The sequence below is a fragment of the Streptomyces sp. NPDC001985 genome (assembly GCF_040296845.1).
In the GTDB taxonomy this organism is placed as follows: domain Bacteria; phylum Actinomycetota; class Actinomycetes; order Streptomycetales; family Streptomycetaceae; genus Streptomyces.
Map to the genome: position 1 here is coordinate 76,357 of NZ_JBEOYB010000026.1, position 19,820 is coordinate 96,176.

Sequence of the window (19,820 nt, forward strand, 5' to 3'; positions counted from 1 at the left end):
GAATCAACACACCGCCCCGTCCATCCAGACGGATGGACGGGGCGGTTTTGTTCCCCGGCGGCCGGGAATCGGCCGGGATCACGCTGGGATCAGCCCTCGCGGCTCTCGATCACCACGGACTCGATCACCACGTCCTGCACCGGACGGTCGGTGCGCGGGTTGGTCGGCGTGGCGGCGATCTGGTCGATGACCGCGACGCTGGCCTTGTCGGTGACCTCGCCGAAGATGGTGTGCTTACCGGTCAGCCAGGTGGTCGGCGACACGGTGAGGAAGAACTGGGAGCCATTGGTGCCCGGCCCGGCGTTGGCCATGGCCAGCAGGTACGGCTTGTTGAAGGAGAGCTCCGGGTGGAACTCGTCCGCGAACTTGTACCCCGGGCCGCCGGTGCCGTTGCCCAGCGGGTCCCCGCCCTGGATCATGAAACCGCTGATCACCCGGTGGAAGACCGTTCCGTCGTACAGCTTCTCCTTGGAGGGCTGTCCGGTCTGCGGGTTGGTCCACTCACGCTCGCCCGTGGCCAGCTCGACGAAGTTCTTGACCGTCTTGGGCGCGTGGTTCGGCAGCAGCCGGATCTGGATGTCGCCCTGGTTGGTCTTGAGGGTGGCGTAAAGCTGCTCGGCCACGGTCCTGCCTTCCGTAAAGATTTCCACGTCGTTTTCTGAACGCTCCGATCCTCGCACGGAAGAGCCGGGCACACGGAAAGACCTCCGCGGGCATGGCCGCGAAGGCGCACAAAGGAAGGAATGATGCCATCGTCGCCTGTGGTGTCCGGATATGACCCGGATGCCCGTCCCGCATGCCGGAGCAGCGGTCAACAGGCATGATGTGCCAGCAGACGGAAAGGCGATATGTACCGCACTGGGGCTCGCCCCAGATCAGGAGAACGCCACCGAGGAGGATGATTCCCGTGACCCGCATGGACAGCGTGCGTGCCGCGACCGATTCGGCGAAGGAGAGCGTGCTGCACGCCGCGGAAGTGGTGGCGCCTTACGCCGGCTCGGCCCGTGGCCAGGCCGCGCATTACGCACATGAGGCGCGCGTCCGTATCGCGCCGAAGGTCTCCCAAGCCGCCAGGCAGGCCCGTACCCAGGCCCGCGTCCAGTACGGCGCCCATGTGGCGCCGCATGTACCGCCGCAAGTGGACGAGGCCGCTCACCGGGCGGCGTATCAGGCCCGGAAGGCCGCTCGTCAGGCGGCGGACTACACCAAACCCCGCGTGGAGCACGCGGTGGCCGCCGCTCAGCCCGTACGGGAGGAGGCCGCGGCCCGATCGGTCGCCGCGCTGGCCGCACTGCGCGGTCAGGTGACGGCGAAGGACATTCAGAAGCTGGTGCGCAGGCACGAGCGGCGTTCGAGGGCCGCGCGTCTGGGCAAGGGGCTCGCGCTCGTCGGAGTGGTGGCCGGCGGGGTCTTCGCCGCGTGGAAGTGGTGGGACAAGCAGGCCAACCCCGACTGGCTGGTGGAACCGGCCGCGGCGACCGAGGTGTCGGACCGTGACCGGCTGTCGTCGGTGGACGGCAGTCCGGACGCGCTCTCCCCCGAGGTCCGGGCGAAGCAGGACGAGGCCGAGGCGGAGGCGGAGGACGGCCGGGACGAGCGCCGCTGACCCTCGTACGGCGGGTGGCCGTCGCGGCGCGGGCTGACCTCGTGCGGCGGGTGACCCTCGTGCGGCGGGTGACTGTCGCGGCGCGCGTGTCCCTCGTACGGCGGGTGACCGTCCCGGCGGGGGCGGGCCTCGTACCGAGGGTGACCCCTGTACGGCGGGTGGCTGTCGCGGCGCGGGCGTTGGCGGCGGTGAGGCCGGCCGGGCTCGCGCGGAGTGCCGTACGGGGTGCCGGGAGGGCTGGTTCTCTCCCGGCGCCTCACGCGGCGGCCGTCAGCGCCGAGCGGTCGGCGGCCGCTTCCGCGTCCTCCGCGTCCCGGGAGCCGATCGACACCGCACCGGAGTCGAGCGCCAGCGGGTCGAGCGCGGGCAGCTTGCGGACGGACGGCGAGGCGTTGTGGGCCTCGGCCCTGATCCGCTGCTTGATGGTGGGCGGCAGCGATCTGGCCGGGGCTCCCGGACTCCACCGTGTGCTCTGCGCGGGCACCTGGGCCCGTGCCGCCCGGTGCGCGGGTGCCTGGGCCCTCGGGGCCCGGCTCCCGGGCGAGGCGGCCCGCCCGGCGCGGCGGCGCTTTCCGCGGACGCGCTGGTCCGGTAGGGCCGCGCGGGCCCGTCGGGCTCCCCCCTCACCCGTACGGCCCTCCCCGGCCGCGGCGATCTCCCGGCCCGGCTGCTCCGGCCGCTCCGGCTCCGGCACCGGCGCCGCGGAGTGCCGGGCGGCGGTGGCGCTGCCCGTCAGCCCCAGGGAGGTGAACAGGGCGACAAGAGCGGTGATGAAGGCGGTCCACAGATTTCTTACCGTGATGACTCTGACGGCGGCCATGACCCCTCGCTTTCTGATGATCTGTTGTGCGGTGATCCTGTTGGGGCGATCTACATACCTTTCTCATGATGTGTACGCATCCCGAGTTGCGAAGGACCGACGCAGCCGCTAGGTAGTTCTTCTGATCAACACCACCCGTATGGCTCCCTCCGGCGTGCGGAACCGCCTCCGGTGTGATGCCACCGGGGGTCGCAGAAGGTACGAATCAAGACAGATCCCGGCCCCCGGCGGGGCATCTCGGCCGAACCCACCGGTCCCCCTCAACCCACCCGCCCCTCCTCGCGCTCTTCCCCGTCAGCATCCGCATGGCAGGAGAGTGGAACGAGGAGGGGAAAACCTTGGGCATCCAGGGTTGGAAGAGCGCCGCACTGGCCACCGGGGTGGCCGGGGTGCTCATCGGTACGGTGGGCCCACCCGCGACCGCGGCACCCCCCGCGCCGCCCGCGGCCGGGCCCGATCTGCGGGCGGACGTCAACCGCGACGGCGGCGTCGATGTCACGGGGGACTCCGATACACCGGGTGAGAACACCTGGACCCGGCAGCGGGGCGCGGTGCTCCTGCCCAATGTCGACGACGACAGCAAGCGCTGCCCGGTCCGCACCGGCGCGGGCAAGCCGCTGAGCGACGAGCAGCTGGCCCGCTGCCACGACGCGGCGGACACCGTGCTCAACGGGTCGGCCGACGCCGCGGATCTGGCCCGGCTGAGGACGGTGCCGCTTCCCGGGGCCTCCGCCGGGGCGACGGGGAGCGTCACCGTCGTGGGCAAGGGGAAGGCACGGCTCTTCCTCAAGCGCGCGGGTGTCTGGAAGCACCTCCCGCCCACCGGCCGGCTCACCGCGGCCGAGCTGCGCTCGGGGGTGGAGCTGGGCATCGAGGCCACCGATGTGGTGCGGGACGCCGCGAAGTGGGACGGCGAGGTCCTCGTCCGGTTCCGGGTCACCGACGGGACCGCCACCGCCAAGGACGACGTACGGCTGAAGACGGCCCCCGTCCTCACCCACCACCACCGGCAGAGGGCCCAGGAGGTGCTGGTGACCGAGATGGGCCCGCTGCCGGAGAACCCGGAGTTCCGGGCCGAGCAGCTCAAGTTCGTCAAGGACCTGGAGCGGGAGGCGAAGGCCGCCGGCATCACCAAGCCGGTGCGGAAGTTCACCGGCTACGGCGACCCGTGGGCGCAGGACTTCGTGGAGCCCGGCTATGTGAGCATGACCGGCCCCGGCGGCCGGACCCACGCCATCCGGGTGCTGATCCGCTCGGCCCAGGAGCGGGAGGCGGGGCGCGAGCTGTTCGAGAAGCTGCGCGGCAGGGACGTGGGGGTGGTGCAGGTCGGCAAGGGCGCGGCGAACGAGGAGGGCACCCTCAACTCCATGGGCAACCTGGAGACGATCCCGCCCTACGCCCACGGCGGCAAGGAGTACCCGGCGGGCCGGATCATCATGGGCCACCGCCCCGACTTCGGCTCCAAGCCGGCCAAGTCGATGCGGACCTTCCTCTCCTCGCAGGGCATGCAGTCACCCCTGCTGCTGGACACGGCCTGGCTGGGTGTGGGCCATGTGGACGAGTTCGTGCAGTTCCTGCCCGCGAAGACCGCGCGGGGCTGGCGGATCGGGATCGCGGACCCGGCGGCGGGCATCGCCCTGCTGGAGAAGGCGCGGGCGGAGGGCCACGGCGGGAAGAAGATGTTCTCCGTGCCGGGGAAGTTCGGGGTGCCCGCGCCGAAGGAGACCATCGGCGGGATGCTGGCCCACAAGAAGTTCCGGGCCGACAACAAGCTGGCCACCGAGCGCATCGAGGCCAATCTGCGGCTGCTGAAGGCCGAGACCGGGATCACCGACGCCGAGGTCGTACGGGTGCCCGCGCTGTACGCGCGCTGGGACCTCGGCCCGGGCGCCAAGGCCGGTGCCAAGCTCCAGCGGCTGGGCGGCGGCGACCTCTCCCAGCTCCACAAGGCGGGCGGGGGGAAGACGCCGGCTCCGGAGGGGAAGCCCGGCGGGAAGGCCGGCGGGAAGGCGGCGCTCACGCCCATGGAGCAGACCGGGGCGTACATACCCGGCGCGGTCAACGGTGTGGTGCTGAGCGACTCGCGCTACCTCGCGGCCAGGCAGTGGGGACCGGTCATCGGCGGCAAGGACATCTTCGGCACCGCGGTGAGCGCCGCCTACGCCCGGGCGGGGTTCACCACCGCGTACATCGACGACTGGTACACGTACCACGTGAACGGCGGTGAGGTGCACTGCGGCACCAATACGCTGCGCGACACCTCCCAGCCGTGGTGGAAGCGGGCGTAACCGCCGCCCGCACGGCAGAACGGCCGGCCCCCGCACGCGTCCGCGCGGGGGCCGGCCGCCGCCGTGGCGGGATCAGCGGCGGTCGTCGCCGTCCGGGCGCTCGCGCTTCCTGTCCACGACGGCGATGTCCAGCACGGCGGCGTTGCCGGTCACCGTCCCGGCCTTGATCCCGGGGAGAGCCTTGAGCTGGACGGTCCGCTCACCGGTGTAGGCGTAGCTCTTCCGGTCGAAGATCCACTCCGAGCGGCTCTGGTCCTCCTCGTCCACCCGGGCGATGGCGATGCCGTCGCGGCCGGCCGCGTCCTTCGCGTGGTCCACCACGACCACTCCCGGGATCTCGGCGGCGGCCCGGTACAGCGCCGCCGACAGCTTCGGCGGTGCGGCGTTCTCCCGCAGCAGATCGCCGATGGTGAGGAAGGCCTGCTGGTGGGGTCCGCTGCCCTGGCCCTTGGTGTCCTGGTAGATCTTCTTCAGCAGGAAGTCGGGGTCCGCCGGGAGGGACTTGAGATAGTTGTACGTCGGCGAGCCGACCCCCGGGTTGCTCCGGTCGTTGTCCAGGCTGATGTGCTTCCCCCGCTCGTACAGATGGCCCTTCCGGCCGTCGGGGGAGAACCAGGTCTCCCGGGAGTGCGGCTTCTCGACCTCGTACCAGGGCTTGCCGTTCGTCTCCCCGCCGCGCAGGTACGAGACGGTGCTCTTGAAGTAGAGGTACTGGTCGGCCCGGGGCTCCGGGAACTCCCGGCTCTCGGCGGCGGCGGAGATCCGGGAGACCGTGGCGGCCACCTTCTCCGTGCTGCCGGCGTCGAACTGGACGACGGTCCCCTTCGTGCTCCCGGCGGTGTCCTTCGAGCCGTCGTCACCGCCGCCCAGGGTGGCGGCCACCATCACGCCGGCCACGGCGAGCGCGGTGAGCGGGGCGCCTATGAACAGGGCGCGCCGCACGGGCCGCACCGGGCTCCGGTCCGTTCCGGGGGTGGGCTGGATCTCGCGCATCAGTTGCTCCTCCAGGAGTCGTCGGCGGTCGCGCGGCAGATCCGGGTCACCGGGCGCGGGCAGCAGCCGGGCCAGCTCCGCGTGGTCGAGCGGCTCCTGCCTCCGCCGCCAGGGGGTGCGGTTCATCGGGTCTTCTCCTCATTCGACCGGGCCGCTTCCGAGCGGCCACCCTGTACTTGTCCGCGACCGGGTGCGGGTTCCACCCTTTCCTCCGGGTTTCTGTTCTTTTCCCATCCTTTACGGTCAGGTGGCCGGTCCAGCTCCTCGGCGGCGAGCTTCCGCAGCCGCGCCCGGGCCCGGAAGAGCCGGGAGCGGACGGTGCCGACGGGCACCCCGAGCGCCTCGGCGGCCTCCGCGTACCCCAGCCCGGCCCAGACGCAGAGGGTGAACACCTCCCGGTCGCCGCGGCGCAGCCGGCGCAGCGCGCGCTGGGCGGCGGCGAGCTGGGCCGCGTCGGAGAGCCGTCCCACCAGCTCGTCGGCGAAGTCGGGAACGGTGTCACGGACGGGCATCCGGGCGAGGGCGGCGTGGTGGCGGCGGGCGGCGCGGGAGGTGTTGCGCAGCACATTGACGGCGATGCCCATCAGCCAGGGCCGGGGGCTGTCCCCCTCGTCGCGCAGCTTGCCGCGCAGCCGCCACGCCTCCAGAAACGTCAGGGACACGACGTCCTCGGCGACGGCCCAGTCCCCGGTGGTGCGCACCGCGTGCCGGTGGACCAGGGCGGAGTGCGCCACGAACAGTTCCCTGAACGCCGCCGGATCGCCCTCGCGTAAACGGGCATGCATCGAGTAGTCCACATCAGTACTTGTCCGCTCGGGGCGAGCGGTTCCCCCTCGGAGCCGGGAGGCTCAGACGGCGGCACCGGCGGCGGCCCGGGGCTGGAGGCACTCCTCCAGGAAGCCGAGCGCCCGCAGATGGTAGGCGCGCGCGGCCCAGCCCAGACTGATGTTGTGCCCGGCGGCGGGCTGACGGTCCACCAGGACGCGCGGGGCGGCGAGGAGCCGGGACAGCTCGGCCAGGGTCTCGGCGTCATGCCGCCACCAGGCCTCGTGCTCGGCGAAGGTCAGCCGGACGGGGACCCGCACCCGCGCGGCCACGGCCGGGAAGCTCTCCTCCCAGCGCGCCGCCTCGGCCCCTTCCCGTACCGGCATGCCGGCGACGACGGAGCCGGCGAGCGAGAAGGTCTCCACCGGGTACAGACCCAGCGGGCCCCAGTTGAGCCGGATGGTGCCATGGCCGGTGCCGGGTCGGACCTCGGGCGGCGGGGCGGCGTAGCGGTGGCCGCAGCCGGAGATGTCCAGCCCGATGAGGGCGTCGTGGAGGCCGTGCGCGGCGGCGGTCAGGGCGAGCTTGCCGCCGTAGGAGTGGGCGAGGACGAACAGTCCCGCGCCGGTGGCGTGGCGGGAGGTGAAGTCGTCCAGCGCCAGCCGGAGCGCGGCGCTCTGCTCGGCGAGGGTCTGGCCCTCGGGCAGCTTGGGAGCGGACGCGCCGTAGCCGGGGCGGTCCACGGCGAGGACGGTGTAGCCCAGCGCGGCGCCGAGGGCGAGCAGGGAGAGGGTGGGGTGGGCCTGGCCGTCGAAGTAGCCGGCGCTCATGCCGCCGCCGTGCAGGGCGACGACGGTGGCGCGCGGCGGGCCCGACGGCTCGGCGAGCAGCGCCGAGAGGGTCAGTCCTGCCGCGTCCAGCGAGACGCGGCGGACCCCCGGGGAATGCAGTGGACGGGACAGGACTCCTCCTCGGTGGAGCTCACCGTGTGCGGCCGCGTCCAGCGTACGGGGGCCGGGGGCGCGCTTCCCTGTGGTCGGCCACGGGTGTCCGCGCGCCCCCTCCGGCGGGGGCGATTACCGCTGGGGCCGCGCCTTGGGCAGGATGGGGGGCATGACCGAGATCCGCACCCCCCGCCTCCTGCTGCGCCGCTGGCACGACGACGACCTCGTGCCCATGTCGGAGATCAACGCGGACCCCGAGGTCATGGAGTGGATCGGGGACGGTTCGGTGCTGGACCTGGAGGGGACGGCCGACGCGATCGAGCGGTGGGAGGAGGAGTGGGACGAGGAGGGCTTCGGGCTCTTCGCCGTCGAGCTCCTCGCCTCGGGCGAGCTGATCGGGTTCGCCGGTCTCTCCGTGCCGGAGTTCCTGCCGGAGGTGCTGCCGGCGGTGGAGATCGGGTGGCGGCTGGGCCGGTCGTTCTGGGGACAGGGGTACGCCTCCGAGGCGGCGCACGCCAGCCTGGAGTTCGCCTTGCAGGACCGGGGGCTCGATCGGGTGATCAGTATTGCGCGGCCGGGGAATGACGCTTCGGAGAATGTGATGCGGAAGCTGGGGATGGGGAGGGTGGGGGAGGCGACGCATCCCCGGTATGGGTTTCCGCTGGTGATCCATGCCATCGACCTGACCGAATTCCAGGGCTGACCCCCCTGCCCGGGGCGGCGCCCCCGACCGCCCGGCACCCGAGAAGCCACCCATCCCGCCCCCTCCGGGGACGTGAGCCACCCCGGCCCTTCCGGAGACCGGAGCAAACCCAGCCTCTCCGGCGACCAAACCCAGCCCCTCCGGCGATTGAGGAGCGGGGGTTCGGGGGCTGGCCCCCGACCGAGGCCCGCAGCGTGCGGGGCTCCTGTGGACCAGGGTCCGTCCTCAAACGCCGGACGGGCTGGGATATACAGGCCCGGGTCACCCTTGGTGCGGGGTCCGTCCTCAAACGCCGGACGGGCTGGGATACACAGGCACGGGCCACCCTTGGTGCGGGGTCCGTCCTCAAACGCCGGACGGGCTGGGATACACAGGCACGGGCCACCCTTGGTGCGGGGCCCGTCCCCAAACGCCGGACGGGCTGGGAATGCCCGGGTCACCCGTCAGGCGCGAGGTCCGTCCTCGGACTTCCCCAGAGCTGCCTCCGGGAGGCGCCCCCAGACGGGCCGGGGGTGCCGGGTCGGCCAAGGGTGGCAGGCCCGGGCAGGGGGCTCGGGGTGGGGGTTCGGAGGGGGAATCCGGTTTGCCCCATAACTCCCCCCCTCAGGTTCCCGCAATGCGCATTTCTGATTATCGCGCCCGGTTCAGCGATCTCCCACCCAGGGGAGCGTCCCCGATGCGCGGAATCAAAACCGAGCGCAAATGAGATCAGCCGCAGAATACACATCACGCCGGACCCGACCGGATTCCCTGACTTTCCTCCCGGACCTCAGCGACTCCAGCAGCACGGGCACCCGCGCGGGCAGAATTCTGAAAGGGTGGTGGTGGCCGGTGGCCGGCACAGCAGTGGTGACCGGGGCGAGCAGCGGAATAGGCGCGGCGACCGTACGCCGGCTCGTGAAGGACGGATTCGACGTCGTGGCGGTCGCCCGTCGCGCCGACCGGCTGCGCGAGGTCGCGGCCGAGACCGGCGCGCGCACCCACGTCGCCGACCTCACCGACGACGCGGCGGTCGGCCGCCTCGCCGCCTCGCTGGACTCCTGCGACCTCCTGGTCAACAACGCCGGCGGCGCCCTCGGCGCCGAGCGGGTGCCGGCCGCCTCCCCGGACGACTGGCAGCGGATGTTCTCCGTGAATGTGCTCGGCACCCTGCGCGTGACCCAGGCCCTGCTCCCGCTGCTGCGGGCCGGCCTGGGCGGCACCATCGTGACCGTCACCTCCACCGCCGCGCACGTCAACTACGAGGGCGGCGGCGGCTACAGCGCCGCCAAGCACGCGGAGCACGCCCTCTGCGAGACCCTCCGGCTGGAGCTGTGCGGGGAGCCCGTCCGGGTGATCGAGGTGGCCCCCGGGATGGTCCGGACCGAGGAGTTCGCCCTCAACCGGCTGCGCGGTGACGCCGAGGGCGCCGCGGCCGTCTACGAAGGGGTCGACCGCCCCCTCACCGCCGCCGATGTCGCCGAGTGCGTGGCACTCGCCGTCGGCCTGCCCCAGCACGTCAACATCGACCAGCTCGTGGTCCGCCCGCTGGCGCAGGCCGCGCAGCACAGGCTGCACCGGGGCCCGCTGTTCCGCGACTGACCCCGTCGAACAGCCGCCCCGCCGTCCGTTCTTTTCGAGTCCTTCGCATTCAGCTTCGAGGAGTACGCATCAGTGAAACTCCACCGTGACGAACTGACTCCACAGCTCCAGGAGTACGCAAAATTCAACGACCCGGCCGAGACCCGCTACCAGCCCTACCTCATGTACTACCACCGGACCGACTACCGGTCGGCCGTGATCAACACGGACCGGGCCGGCTTCCGGATATCCCGGGGCCCGAACGGGGAAATCGCCTCCCCCGCCGGACAGCTTCCCGCCGGTCCGGTCCGGATCTTCTCCGGCAGCTCATCCGTGCTCGGCATCGGCTCCACCAGCGACGCCACCACGATTCCCTCACTCCTCTGGCGCAAACACGCCCCCTCCGCCCCCTGGCTCAATTTCGGCGGGCGCTGCTACAACTCGACCCAGGAGCTGCTGCTCTTCACCCTCTACCGTCATCTGCTGCCCGAGATCGATGAAATCGTCATCTTCTCCGGGCTCAACGACCTGACCGTCGGCAGATTCCCCGAGTGGCAGCAGGGCGACCACGGCGCGTTCTTCTTCTGCGGTGAGTACTTCGACAAGATGGAGGAGATCAGGGAGGCCAACCGCAAACCGGCGAAACTGCTGGGCCGCCGGTCCGAGCGCCGCCGCACCTTCTCCACGCCGGACGAGGCGCGCCGGGACATCCCCCGGGTCATCGACGCCGCCGCCGATCTCACCCTGCGCCATCTCGACACCTGGCGGCGGCTGGCCGGGCCGCAGGTGCGGCTGACCTACGTGCTCCAGCCGATGTCCCTGTGGGTGCGGGACCGGCACGCGCCGCAGGAGCGGCTGCTCTTCGACGAGATCGACCGGATCTCCAAGCTCGGCACCTGGGACGAGCTGTACGGCGACATCTCCACCCCCGAGGTGGCCCGCGCCTTCGGCGAGCAGGTGAGCGCCGGCTGCGAGAAGCTCGGCGTGCGCTATTTCGACCTCAATCCGGTGGTGGCCGACGCGATCACCGAGAAGGACTGGCTGTATGTGAGCCGTCCGCACTTCACGGATTTCGGCTGCGATCTCGTCGCCCGGCTCACCGCCGAGACCCTCGGCCTCTCCTGACCGTCCCAGGAATTCCCTCTCCCCCGTGCTCCCTCATGAAAGCAGGCAGTCCACCATGTCCTTCCTGCGGAAAATCGTCGCGAAGATATTCCGGCGCAAGAAGCGCGCCAACCGGAAGAACGACGCATCCATCTACCCCATGTTCTGACCGTCCGAGGAGCAGGAGGGAGGAGAAGGATGCAAGGCCATGAGGCAGCAGCAAAGGCGACGCTGCCCGCTCAGCACCCCCCGCACGGCCCGCACGGGCACCCGCCGGGCACCGAGGGCTCCGCCCGGTCGGTGTACTCCCACGCCGCCGACCCGGAGGCGTCCGTTCCCGAGGGCCGGTTCGTCGAGGAGGTCCGGGCCGAGCTGCGCCGCCACGGCCGCCTCCCCCCGGCGGACGACGGCCCGCCGGGCTCCGAGGACGCCGCGGTTCCGCACGGCCCGGACAGCCGGGACAGCCGCGGCGGCAGCACGCTCGACGACCTCGTCCGGGAGGCGGCCGGCTGGTCCGCCGCCGAGGGCGCCCGGTTCCGGGCGATCCCCGGGGCCGGCTCCGACGGCCGGGCCGCCGTCCCCGAGGGCCACCGCGAGGTGCTCGTCCGCCGCGCCGTCCTCGGCTGCGCCCCGCTCTCCCTCCTCTCCGGCGCCTGGCTCCAGTGGCTGAGCGCCCCCGGCAACGCGGACGACCCGGTGGTGCTGCGCGTCCTCGCCCTGTACGCCTCCGATGTGGGCGCCGGTCACCCGATGGCCTCCCGGGGCAGCGCCTATCTGGAACTGCTGCGGCGGCTGCGGCTCGCGGAGAACGCCGTACCGGCGGCCCGGCTCGCCGGCGACCCCAGGATCACGGACGCCGCCTTCCGCCTCCCGGCGCTGCTGCTGGCGATGAGCCGGCGCCCGGACGACTTCCGCGCCGAACTCCTCGGGGCCGATCTCTGTCTGCGCGCGGTGGGGCTGCCGCCCGCGCTGACGATGGTCCGGGAGGTGCTCCCCACGGAGACCGACTGGAACGCCGTCGACCCGGCCGGACGGCGCGGACCGGGGGAACCGGACCCGGCCGCGCACTGCCGTACCGCCGTGGACGAGCTGGTGGCGCGGGAGGGCCCGGGCGCGGCCGAGGCGGTGCGCCGGGGCTTCGGCTGGACCCTGGACGCGCTGCGCACCTGGTCCGGGGCGCTCCACACGGAGCTGGTGGCGGCCGGGGACCCGGCGTTCGACATGGCCGAGCTGCTGCGGCTGCGCTCGCGCGAGGGCGCCGTCTACCACCACCAGTTCCTGCTGGAGGGCCGGCCGCTGGCCGCCTGGCTGAGCCAGTGCCGTACCGATCCGGGCCCGCTCCTCGATGTGCTGGCCCGGAGCAGGCTGGTCAAACCGGGCCGCTCGGGGGCGAGTTCGCTGGTACGCGGGCTGGTGGGTGAGCGGGGTCCGATGTTCCGGGTCTTCTCGCCTGAGGATCTGACCGTCATCCGGCGGTGGATCGACTCCCTGCCCCCCCGCGCTCCGGGCACCACCAGCACCACCGGCGCGAAAGGCACCACGGAGACCGCCGGGCCGCCGGTGCGGAGCACCCCGCCCCCGGCCCCCGCCGCCCTGGCGGGGGTGGCCGCCGCGCTGCGCTCCGCACCGGCCTCCGGCGGCCGGGCGCCCTCCGGCGTCCGTGAGGCGTACCACCTGCTGATGCGCCGCACCGACACCCCGGAGCTGCGGTCCTGGGCGGTGGAGTACGTCAGCGGCTGGCTGGCCCGGTCCCGGCACGGGATGGACCGGCGCACCATGCCGCTGCCGGAGCGGTGGACCCGTGAGGGGCTGCGCCCCTGGCTCCAGACCCAGCACGACCGCCACGGCGCCGAGTTCCACGAGAACGCGGAGATCCCGCTGCCCTCCCGCGAGGCCGTCGTCGACGACACCGTCCAGACCGCGCCGCTGACCCTGATCGACGGGAGCTGGCTCCAGGGGTTCACCGACTACGAGCAGGCGTCCTCCGAGATCGGCCACTCGCTCTTCGAGACGTACTGGGACGAACTCGGCAATGGCGAGCCACGGCTGAACCACCCGCTGATCTACCGCGATGTGCTGCGCGAGATGGGGATCGAGCCGCCGCCGACCGCGTCGGCCGAGTTCGCGCGGTGGCCGGGGTTCCGGGACGAGTCCTTCGAGCTGCCGGTGTACTGGCTGTGCGTCGGCCGGTTCCCGCGGACCTTCCTGCCGGAGGTGCTCGGTCTGAATCTGGCCATGGAGCTGTCGGGGGTCGGCGGTACGTACCGCAGGGCGCGGCTCGCCCTGAAGGCGTACGGCTTCAGCACCCGCTTCGTGGACATCCACAACACCATCGACAACGTGGCCACCGGGCACTCCGCCTGGGCCGCCGACGCGGTGGACACCCTGCTGGCCGCGCTCCCCGAGACCCCCGGCCCCGGCGGCCGGGCGGAGACCTGGGAGCGGGTGCGGGTGGGGTACCGCTCGCTGAACCCGCCGCGCGGGGTCGGCGCGCGCATGGCCGCCCGGCGCGTACGCCTCACCGGCAGACGCCGGTGAGGCTCCGCATCCGCGCGGGGAGGCGGCCCGCCGTCCGCGCCCGGAACCGGTCCGCCTCCGACATCCCCCTCGCACCTCGCCACCCGACCACTTCCGGAGGAACGCGGCGTGTCTGATCTGATTCTTGGAGTCTCGGCCTTCTACCACGACAGCGCGGCCGCGCTGGTCGCCGATGGCGTACCGGTCGCCGCCGCTCAAGAGGAACGTTTCAGCAGGCGCCGGCACGACCCCTCCTTCCCCTCCCTCGCGGTCGCGTACTGCCTGGACGAGGCGGGTGCGAGCCTCGACGACCTCGCCGCCGTCGCCTACTACGAGGACCCCCGGCTCAAGTTCCGCCGGGTGCTCTCCACCTTCGGCGGCGCCGCGCCCACCGGCTTCGCCTCCTTCCGCGACACCCTGCCCGCCTGGACCGGGCGCGGCGGCAAGCTGCGCACCGCCGACACCGTCCGCGCCGAGCTGGCGGCGCTGGGCCGGGGAGCGGTGCCGGAGGTCTCCGTACGCCGCCACCACGAGTCGCACGCCGTGTCGGCCTTCTTCCCCAGCCCCTACGAGTCCGCCGCCGTGCTCTGCATCGACGGCGTCGGCGAGTGGGCCACCACCACCCTGTGGCACGGGCGCGGCACCGAGGTGCGCCCCCTGGCCGAGCTGCGGTTCCCGCACTCGCTGGGGCTGCTGTACTCGGCGTTCACCTACTTCTGCGGCTTCAAGGTCGACTCCGGCGAGTACAAGCTCATGGGTCTCGCGCCCTACGGCAGGCCGAAGTACGCCCGGATCATCCGCGAGCAGCTGATCGATGTGAAGGCCGATGGCTCCTTCCGGCTGAACATGCGCAACTTCGAGTATCTGCGCGGCCAGGTGATGACCGGCCGCGGCTTCGAGCGGCTCTTCGGCGGACCCCGCAGAGCCCCGGAGAGCCCCCTCACCGAGCGGGAGTTCGACCTCGCCGCCTCCGTGCAGGAGGTCACCGAGGAGGTCGTGCTCAGGCTGGCGCGGACCGCGCGGGAGCGGACCGGCGAGTCCCGGCTCTGCCTGGCCGGCGGGGTCGCCCTCAACTGTGTCGCCAACGGGAAGATCATCGACGCCGGGATCTTCGACGAGGTCTGGGTCCAGCCCGCCGCCGGGGACGCGGGCGGGGCCCTCGGCGCCGCCCAGGCCGTCGCCATGGAGCGCGGGGTCCGGCGCGACCACCCCGCCACCGGGCACGACGCGATGAGCGGCTCCCTGCTGGGCCCCGCCTACGGCGACGACGAGATCGCCGCCTATCTGGACGCCCATGGCATCCCCCACCAGCGGCTGGACAGCGACACCCTCGCCAAGGCGGTCGCCGAGCAACTGGCCGAGGGGAAGATCGCCGGCTGGTTCCAGGGGCGTATGGAGTTCGGCCCCCGGGCGCTGGGCGCGCGCTCCATCGTCGGGGACCCGCGCAACCCCAGGATGCAGTCCGCGATGAATCTGAAGATCAAATTCCGGGAGTCCTTCCGGCCGTTCGCGCCCTCCGTGCTGGCGCGGGACGCCGGGGAGTACTTCGACCTGCCGCAGGAGAGCCCGTACATGCTGGTGGTCTCGCAGGTCACCGCCGCACAGCGGGTGCCGGCCGAGGACAGCGGCGCCACCGGTCTCGATCTGCTGAAGGTGCGGCGCTCCACCATCCCCGCCGTCACCCATGTCGACGGCTCGGCCCGGGTGCAGACGGTCACCGAGCGGAACAACGCGCCCTACCACCGGCTGCTGACCGCCTTCAAGGCCCGCACCGGCTGCCCGGTGCTGGTCAACACGTCGTTCAACGTGCGCGGCGAACCGATCGTGGAGTCCCCGCACGACGCCTACACCTGCTTCATGCGCACCGACATCGATCTGCTGGCGCTCGGGAGCTTCCTGCTGGAGAAGAGCGCCCAGCCCGCCTGGACCGAGGAGTCCGACTGGCGCGACGAGATCCCGCTGGACTGAGATCCCGCCGCCCGGGGACCCACCCTTTCCCGCCGGCGGACCCGCCTTCCCCACCGGCGGACCCACCATTCCCACCGAGCGAAGGACGCCCCATGCGCACCCTGCTCCTCCTCATCCTCTACTACCTCGTCGTCACCCCCGCCGGTCTGCTGAGCCGGCTCGTGCGAGACCCCCTGACCCGCCGCTGGAACCGGAGCGCGGAGACCTACTGGACTGTCTCGACCCCGTCACCGGCTCGCTGATGGCGCACCACCGCACGCGACTGACCGATCGGAGACATCGATGACCAGCCTGCTCCAGTTCGCCCGGTACCGCGTCGAGAACGGTGTCCGGGATCTGTTGGACAAGGAGATCTCGGAACGGGTCTCGGAGAGCAGCCTGGACTCGGACATCGACGACTCCATACTCGCCGGGATCGGCGCCTACGCGCTCCGCCGCCATCTGCCCGGCGACATCCTCCACGGCGTCAAGGTGTTCACGGCGGCCGGCTCGCACGGCCTGGTCCTGTCGAACCTGCCCGCCCAGGAGTTCCCCGCCACCCCCGTGAGCGGATTCGGCGACGAGTCCGAACTCGCCGTGACCAACGCGATCCATCTGGGCCTCATCCGCATCCTGGGCTGCACCCCCTTCGCCGTCAGCTACGAGAACGACGGCCGGCTCATCCGCAATGTGGTGCCCAATCCGGCGGCCTCCGGGACCACCAGCTCCTGGGGCGCCGACTCGGAGTTCTACTGGCACTCCGACAACCCCCACCAGCCGTTCGGCCCGCCCGGCTCGGACCCCCGGCTCTACACACCCCCGTATCTGACCTTCTACGCCGTGCGGAACGAGGAGCGGGTACCGACCCAGATCGCCGCCCTCGACGATGTCGTGATCCGGCTGGACGAGCCGACCCGGGACGCCCTGCTCACCCACGACTTCGAGGTGGGCGCGCCGGACTCCAACGACGGGGCGGCCACCGGGCCCCTGGTGAAGGCACCCGTCCTGGAGCCGGGACCGGACGGCCGCCACCGCGTGCGGTACGACCGGGGCACGACCTTCGGCTCGTCGGAGCGGGCGCGGGAGGCGCTGGAGCGGTGGTGCGCGGCGCTCGACACCATCCCCTCGGCCGAGCTGGTCCTGGACACCGGCGACTTCCTGATCTTCGACAACCTCCGGGTACTGCACCGCCGCAAGGCGTTCACCCCGGCGCCCGAGGCGCGGGCCCGCTGGCTGCGCCGCTGCTACGCCGCCTGACCCGCACGCCCACACACACGCATGCGAACACCTCACACCTCACCGAAGGGAACGTCATGGGCAAGTACCGAGTGGCAGTCATCGGCGGCAGGCCGGCGCCGATCGCGGGCGCCAGGGAACTCGGCATCGACGTGGTCCTCGTCCACGAGGAGGGCGCGTACGACGTGTCCATCGCCGCGCACTGCGAGCAGATCCTGCACGCCCCCATCGCCGACGGGCAGGCCATCCTCGACCTGCTGAGGCCGCTCCACGAACAGCGCCCCTTCGACCGCGTCCTCACCACCACCGAGCCGGCCGCCGAGTCCACCGGGTTCGTCGTCGACTCGCTGGGCCTGCCCGGCGTCAGCGAGGCCACCGCCCGCGCGCTCAAGGACAAGGCGCTCACCAGGGAACTGCTGGACAAGCACGATCTGAGCCCCGTGCGCTACCGCAGGGTGACCAGCGCCGCCGAGGTCGCGGCCTTCCAGGCGGAGGTGGGCGACCGGATCATCGTCAAGCCCGTGGACGGGGTGGCGAGCCTGCACATCCACCCGGTGGAGGGCCCCGAGGACGCCGAGCGGGCCTGGCAGGCGCTGCGGGACGCGGAGATCTCCTCGGTGATCGCCGAGGAGTATCTCGACGGGCCCGTCGTCAGCGTGGACTCCTTCTCCCACGCGGGCCGGCACCTCACCATCGGCTACTCCGAGTACCGCATGAACGAGCGGTACGTGGAGTGGGAGGTCAGCACCCCCAGCCGCTGCGCCGTCCCGCACCTCGCCGCGCTCCGCGAGCTGACCCCCAGGTTCCTCGACGCCGTGGGCCTGACCGAGGGGCCCTCGCACAGCGAGTTCGTCCTCACCGAGAAGGGTCCGCGCGTCCTGGAGTCGCATGCCAGGCTCGCCGGGAGCGGGGCGCCCGAGCTGGTCCGCCGCGCCTTCGGGCTGAACCTCAACCGGATGTTCCTCACCGTGCCGCTCGGCATCGACGAGCTGCCGCTGACCTCGCCCGAGCCGCTCGGCGGCGCCGCCGTCCGCTTCTTCACCCCGGAGCCGGGCACCATCCGGGCCGTCGAGGTCGACGACGACGCCGCCGACGAGGTCCGCCGGGTCCCCCAGGGAGAGGTGCAGTACGTCTTCCTGCCCTATCTCGACGAGTTCCTGGACACCGAGGTCGCGGCGGTCATCGGCCGGAGCGAGGGGGAGACCGTGCCGCCGCTGCTGACGGTCGCCGACTGCGTCTCCGGCTATGTCATCGCCTCCGGGCGCGACGCGGACGACGCCGTGGCCAAGTGCGAGGCCGCCAACGACCGGATTCGCTTCGTCACGGGCTGACGGGCGGGGCGGGCCCCCGGGCCCGCGCCCCGGCCGCCCGCGCCCTCGCTCTCGCCCGCACTCCGCCCTCTCCCCGCCGCCGTGCCGGGCGGCCGGACCCCCGCCCGCCCCCGTGCCGGGCGGCCGAACCCTCCACCGCCGTCCGCGCCGCCCGGCCGTCCCCACGGGAAGGCGCCCAGTCCGCAACGACCCCCGGGATGGAATCGCCCGTGAACACGATCACTTCCACTGTGCTGACCGAGGGCCCCACCCGGGACCCCGTCGCCCAGCTCAACTCCGTACGCCGGCTCGTCGAGGAGACCTACACCAGCGAGCAGCCGCTCACCCGGGCCGCGCTCCATCTGATCGACTGCGCGACCGACATCGTGGCGCAGCTCCCGCAGGGCGATCTGGACGCGGCCCGGGACGCCCTGGGCGCGGCCCGCGCCGCCGTCGTCTCGGCGACCTTCGCGGTGGGCCGGGTCCGCGACATGACGGCGGCCGGGACGGAGGAGCTGTGAGCCGGCATGTCCTCGTGATCCACCGCTGGCGCGACCGGCACGCCCACTACGAGGAGTACCTCGACCACCGCGCCCACCGGGTCACCTATGTGACCACGGAGCTGGGCCTCGCCTCCGTACCCCCCGGCGCGGCGGCGGCCCGGGTGGTCCCCGCCACCGACGACCTGGGGGCGGTCTGGAGCGCGGTCTCCGCGCTCTGTGCCGACTTCGGCGCCCCCCGGCGGGTGCTGGCGCTCAACGAGGGCGATCTCGACACCGCCGCCACGGTCCGGGAACGGCTCGGCTGCCCGGGCCAGACACCCGGCGAGCTGGCCCGCTTCCGCGACAAGCTCACCATGAACCTGACGGTCGCCGGAGCCGGGGTGCCGGTCCCCCGCTTCGCGGACGCACCGGACGAGAGCGCCGTACGGGAGTTCGCCGGGCGCCACGGCTGGCCCGTCGTGGTCAAGCCGCGCCGGGGGACGGCGAGCAGGGGTGTCGTACGCCTCGACTCCCCCGCCGGCCTCACGGCGCTGCGCGGGCTGCCGCCGGAGCCCCGGCTGGTGCAGCGGTTCAGCCCCGATGAGATCTTCCACGTCGACGGCCTGTGGACCGGCGACCGGCTCGGCCCCTGGCGGGCCTCCCGGTATGTCAACACCTGTGTGGACTTCACCAGGGGGGAGGCGCTGGGCTCGGTCGAGGTGGACGACCCCGAGGTGCTCGGGCCGCTCACCGGATTCCTCACCCGGGTGGCGGGCGCGCTGAGCACCGAGCCCTGGGTGTTCCATCTGGAGGCCTTCGTCCGTACGCCCCGGGAGGGCGGCGCTCCCGAGTTCCGGTTCCTGGAGGCGGGGTACCGGGTCGGCGGCGCGGAGATCCCGTTCGTCTGGCGCGAGGTGCACGGCATCGATCTCATGCGCGCCGCCGCCGATGTCCAGCTCGGCCGCCGCCCGGACCTCCCGGTCCCGGCCCGCTGGCGCACGGGCGGCTGGCTGCTGGTGCCGTCCCCGGTTCCCGCCCCCTGCCGGGTGACCGCCTGGGACCTCCCCGAGCCGCCCGGCCCCGAGGACGGTCCGTACGCGTCGGTGATCCCCGCCGTCGGCCAGGTGGTCCCGCGCGTCGGCGGGTACGAGCATGTGGGCGCCCGGTTCCGCTTCCGGGGCGCCTCCAGCGGCGACGTGGAGAAGGCGGTGGTCCGCACCGCCGCCCGGTTCCGTCTGGAGTGCGCCCCCGAACCCCCCTCCCCGCCCACCGGGGGCCGCCGCGCGGTCTGCGGACTCGACCGGTGAACGGGCGCCCGGTGAGATCCACGGCCGTCCTTGTTCTGGAGGATGGCCGTGTGTTTCGCGGTCGTGCTTTCGGGGCTGTGGGGGAGACGTTTGGTGAGGCGGTGTTCAGTACGGGGATGACGGGTTATCAGGAGACGTTGACCGATCCGTCGTATCACCGTCAGGTGGTGGTGATGACGGCTCCTCATGTGGGGAATACGGGGGTCAATGATGAGGATGACGAGTCGCGGCGGATCTG

At 72.5% G+C, this 19,820-nt stretch carries 19 protein-coding genes; 14 read left to right on the top strand and 5 right to left on the bottom strand.

Annotated features, from left to right (window positions below; translation table 11 throughout):
• Positions 1-89 precede the first annotated feature (89 nt).
• Complete coding sequence (locus ABT122_RS14300; RefSeq protein WP_351550479.1) at positions 90-623, bottom strand: peptidylprolyl isomerase; 534 nt, start codon at positions 621-623, stop codon at positions 90-92.
• Positions 624-907: 284 nt separating this feature from the next.
• Here ABT122_RS14300 and ABT122_RS14305 point away from each other — a divergent pair, with 284 nt between their 5' ends.
• The gene (locus tag ABT122_RS14305) at positions 908-1,606 is read left to right on the top strand and encodes a DUF5324 family protein (protein WP_351550482.1); all 699 of its coding nucleotides are present in this window, start codon (positions 908-910) and stop codon (positions 1,604-1,606) included.
• 256 nt (positions 1,607-1,862) lie between these two features.
• Here the strand turns inward: ABT122_RS14305 and ABT122_RS14310 are convergent, their stop codons facing one another.
• The gene (locus ABT122_RS14310) at positions 1,863-2,426 is read right to left on the bottom strand and encodes a DUF6344 domain-containing protein (RefSeq protein WP_351550485.1); all 564 of its coding nucleotides are present in this window, start codon (positions 2,424-2,426) and stop codon (positions 1,863-1,865) included.
• A 338-nt stretch (positions 2,427-2,764) separates the two neighbouring features.
• On the opposite strand from ABT122_RS14310, the gene ABT122_RS14315 reads away from it, so the two are divergent.
• On the top strand, positions 2,765-4,714 hold the full coding sequence (locus tag ABT122_RS14315; RefSeq protein WP_502976140.1) for a protein-arginine deiminase domain-containing protein: 1,950 nt from the start codon (positions 2,765-2,767) through the stop codon (positions 4,712-4,714).
• Between the two features lie 72 nt (positions 4,715-4,786).
• Here ABT122_RS14315 and ABT122_RS14320 read toward each other — a convergent pair whose 3' ends face one another.
• The 3 genes from ABT122_RS14320 to ABT122_RS14330 all read right to left on the bottom strand — a co-directional run bounded on the left by ABT122_RS14320 (position 4,787) and on the right by ABT122_RS14330 (position 7,434).
• Positions 4,787-5,833, bottom strand: coding sequence for a CU044_5270 family protein (locus ABT122_RS14320; protein ID WP_351550488.1), 1,047 nt, complete (start codon positions 5,831-5,833; stop codon positions 4,787-4,789).
• Positions 5,830-6,492: an RNA polymerase sigma factor gene (locus ABT122_RS14325; protein ID WP_351550491.1), complete on the bottom strand. Its 663-nt coding sequence runs from the start codon at positions 6,490-6,492 to the stop codon at positions 5,830-5,832. Before ABT122_RS14325 ends, ABT122_RS14320 begins: the two co-directional genes overlap by 4 nt.
• Before the next feature lie 63 nt (positions 6,493-6,555).
• Positions 6,556-7,434 (bottom strand): alpha/beta hydrolase, encoded by an 879-nt coding sequence (locus tag ABT122_RS14330; protein ID WP_351550539.1) that lies wholly within the window; start codon positions 7,432-7,434, stop codon positions 6,556-6,558.
• Between the two features lie 151 nt (positions 7,435-7,585).
• Here ABT122_RS14330 and ABT122_RS14335 point away from each other — a divergent pair, with 151 nt between their 5' ends.
• The 12 genes from ABT122_RS14335 to ABT122_RS14390 all read left to right on the top strand — a co-directional run.
• Entirely contained in the window at positions 7,586-8,119 is a 534-nt protein-coding gene (locus ABT122_RS14335; protein ID WP_351550494.1) for a GNAT family N-acetyltransferase, read from the top strand.
• 831 nt (positions 8,120-8,950) lie between these two features.
• Positions 8,951-9,700: an SDR family oxidoreductase gene (locus ABT122_RS14340; protein ID WP_351550497.1), complete on the top strand. Its 750-nt coding sequence runs from the start codon at positions 8,951-8,953 to the stop codon at positions 9,698-9,700.
• Between the two features lie 72 nt (positions 9,701-9,772).
• Complete coding sequence (locus tag ABT122_RS14345; RefSeq protein WP_351550500.1) at positions 9,773-10,804, top strand: SGNH/GDSL hydrolase family protein; 1,032 nt, start codon at positions 9,773-9,775, stop codon at positions 10,802-10,804.
• Between the two features lie 25 nt (positions 10,805-10,829).
• Positions 10,830-10,952 (top strand): hypothetical protein, encoded by a 123-nt coding sequence (locus ABT122_RS14350; RefSeq protein WP_351550503.1) that lies wholly within the window; start codon positions 10,830-10,832, stop codon positions 10,950-10,952.
• A gap of 29 nt (positions 10,953-10,981) precedes the next feature.
• Positions 10,982-13,321 (top strand): iron-containing redox enzyme family protein, encoded by a 2,340-nt coding sequence (locus ABT122_RS14355; protein ID WP_351550506.1) that lies wholly within the window; start codon positions 10,982-10,984, stop codon positions 13,319-13,321.
• Between the two features lie 108 nt (positions 13,322-13,429).
• Positions 13,430-15,268 (top strand): carbamoyltransferase family protein, encoded by a 1,839-nt coding sequence (locus ABT122_RS14360; RefSeq protein WP_351550509.1) that lies wholly within the window; start codon positions 13,430-13,432, stop codon positions 15,266-15,268.
• Positions 15,269-15,360: 92 nt separating this feature from the next.
• A complete protein-coding gene (locus ABT122_RS14365; protein WP_351550511.1) occupies positions 15,361-15,510 on the top strand; it encodes a hypothetical protein in 150 nt (49 codons plus the stop codon).
• A gap of 40 nt (positions 15,511-15,550) precedes the next feature.
• On the top strand, positions 15,551-16,504 hold the full coding sequence (locus tag ABT122_RS14370) for a TauD/TfdA family dioxygenase (RefSeq protein ID WP_351550514.1): 954 nt from the start codon (positions 15,551-15,553) through the stop codon (positions 16,502-16,504).
• Between the two features lie 56 nt (positions 16,505-16,560).
• On the top strand, positions 16,561-17,814 hold the full coding sequence (locus ABT122_RS14375; protein ID WP_351550516.1) for an ATP-grasp domain-containing protein: 1,254 nt from the start codon (positions 16,561-16,563) through the stop codon (positions 17,812-17,814).
• A gap of 209 nt (positions 17,815-18,023) precedes the next feature.
• Positions 18,024-18,314: a hypothetical protein gene (locus ABT122_RS14380; protein ID WP_351550519.1), complete on the top strand. Its 291-nt coding sequence runs from the start codon at positions 18,024-18,026 to the stop codon at positions 18,312-18,314.
• Complete coding sequence (locus tag ABT122_RS14385) at positions 18,311-19,582, top strand: ATP-grasp domain-containing protein (protein ID WP_351550522.1); 1,272 nt, start codon at positions 18,311-18,313, stop codon at positions 19,580-19,582. Before ABT122_RS14380 ends, ABT122_RS14385 begins: the two co-directional genes overlap by 4 nt.
• Positions 19,579-19,820, top strand: a 242-nt coding sequence (locus ABT122_RS14390; RefSeq protein ID WP_351550525.1) for a carbamoyl-phosphate synthase domain-containing protein, incomplete at its 3' end; no start/stop codon positions are given. The genes ABT122_RS14385 and ABT122_RS14390, both read left to right, overlap by 4 nt.

Excerpts from the sequence above, each read along its gene's own strand:
- ABT122_RS14310 (WP_351550485.1), bottom strand. The coding sequence starts at position 2,426 with ATGGCCGCCGTCAGAGTCATCACGGTAAGAAATCTGTGGACCGCCTTC.
- ABT122_RS14320 (WP_351550488.1), bottom strand. The coding sequence starts at position 5,833 with ATGAACCGCACCCCCTGGCGGCGGAGGCAGGAGCCGCTCGACCACGCG.
- ABT122_RS14325 (WP_351550491.1), bottom strand. The coding sequence starts at position 6,492 with ATGCATGCCCGTTTACGCGAGGGCGATCCGGCGGCGTTCAGGGAACTG.
- ABT122_RS14335 (WP_351550494.1), top strand. The coding sequence starts at position 7,586 with ATGACCGAGATCCGCACCCCCCGCCTCCTGCTGCGCCGCTGGCACGAC.
- ABT122_RS14355 (WP_351550506.1), top strand. The coding sequence starts at position 10,982 with ATGCAAGGCCATGAGGCAGCAGCAAAGGCGACGCTGCCCGCTCAGCAC.
- ABT122_RS14365 (WP_351550511.1), top strand. The coding sequence starts at position 15,361 with ATGCGCACCCTGCTCCTCCTCATCCTCTACTACCTCGTCGTCACCCCC.
- ABT122_RS14370 (WP_351550514.1), top strand. The coding sequence starts at position 15,551 with ATGACCAGCCTGCTCCAGTTCGCCCGGTACCGCGTCGAGAACGGTGTC.
- ABT122_RS14375 (WP_351550516.1), top strand. The coding sequence starts at position 16,561 with ATGGGCAAGTACCGAGTGGCAGTCATCGGCGGCAGGCCGGCGCCGATC.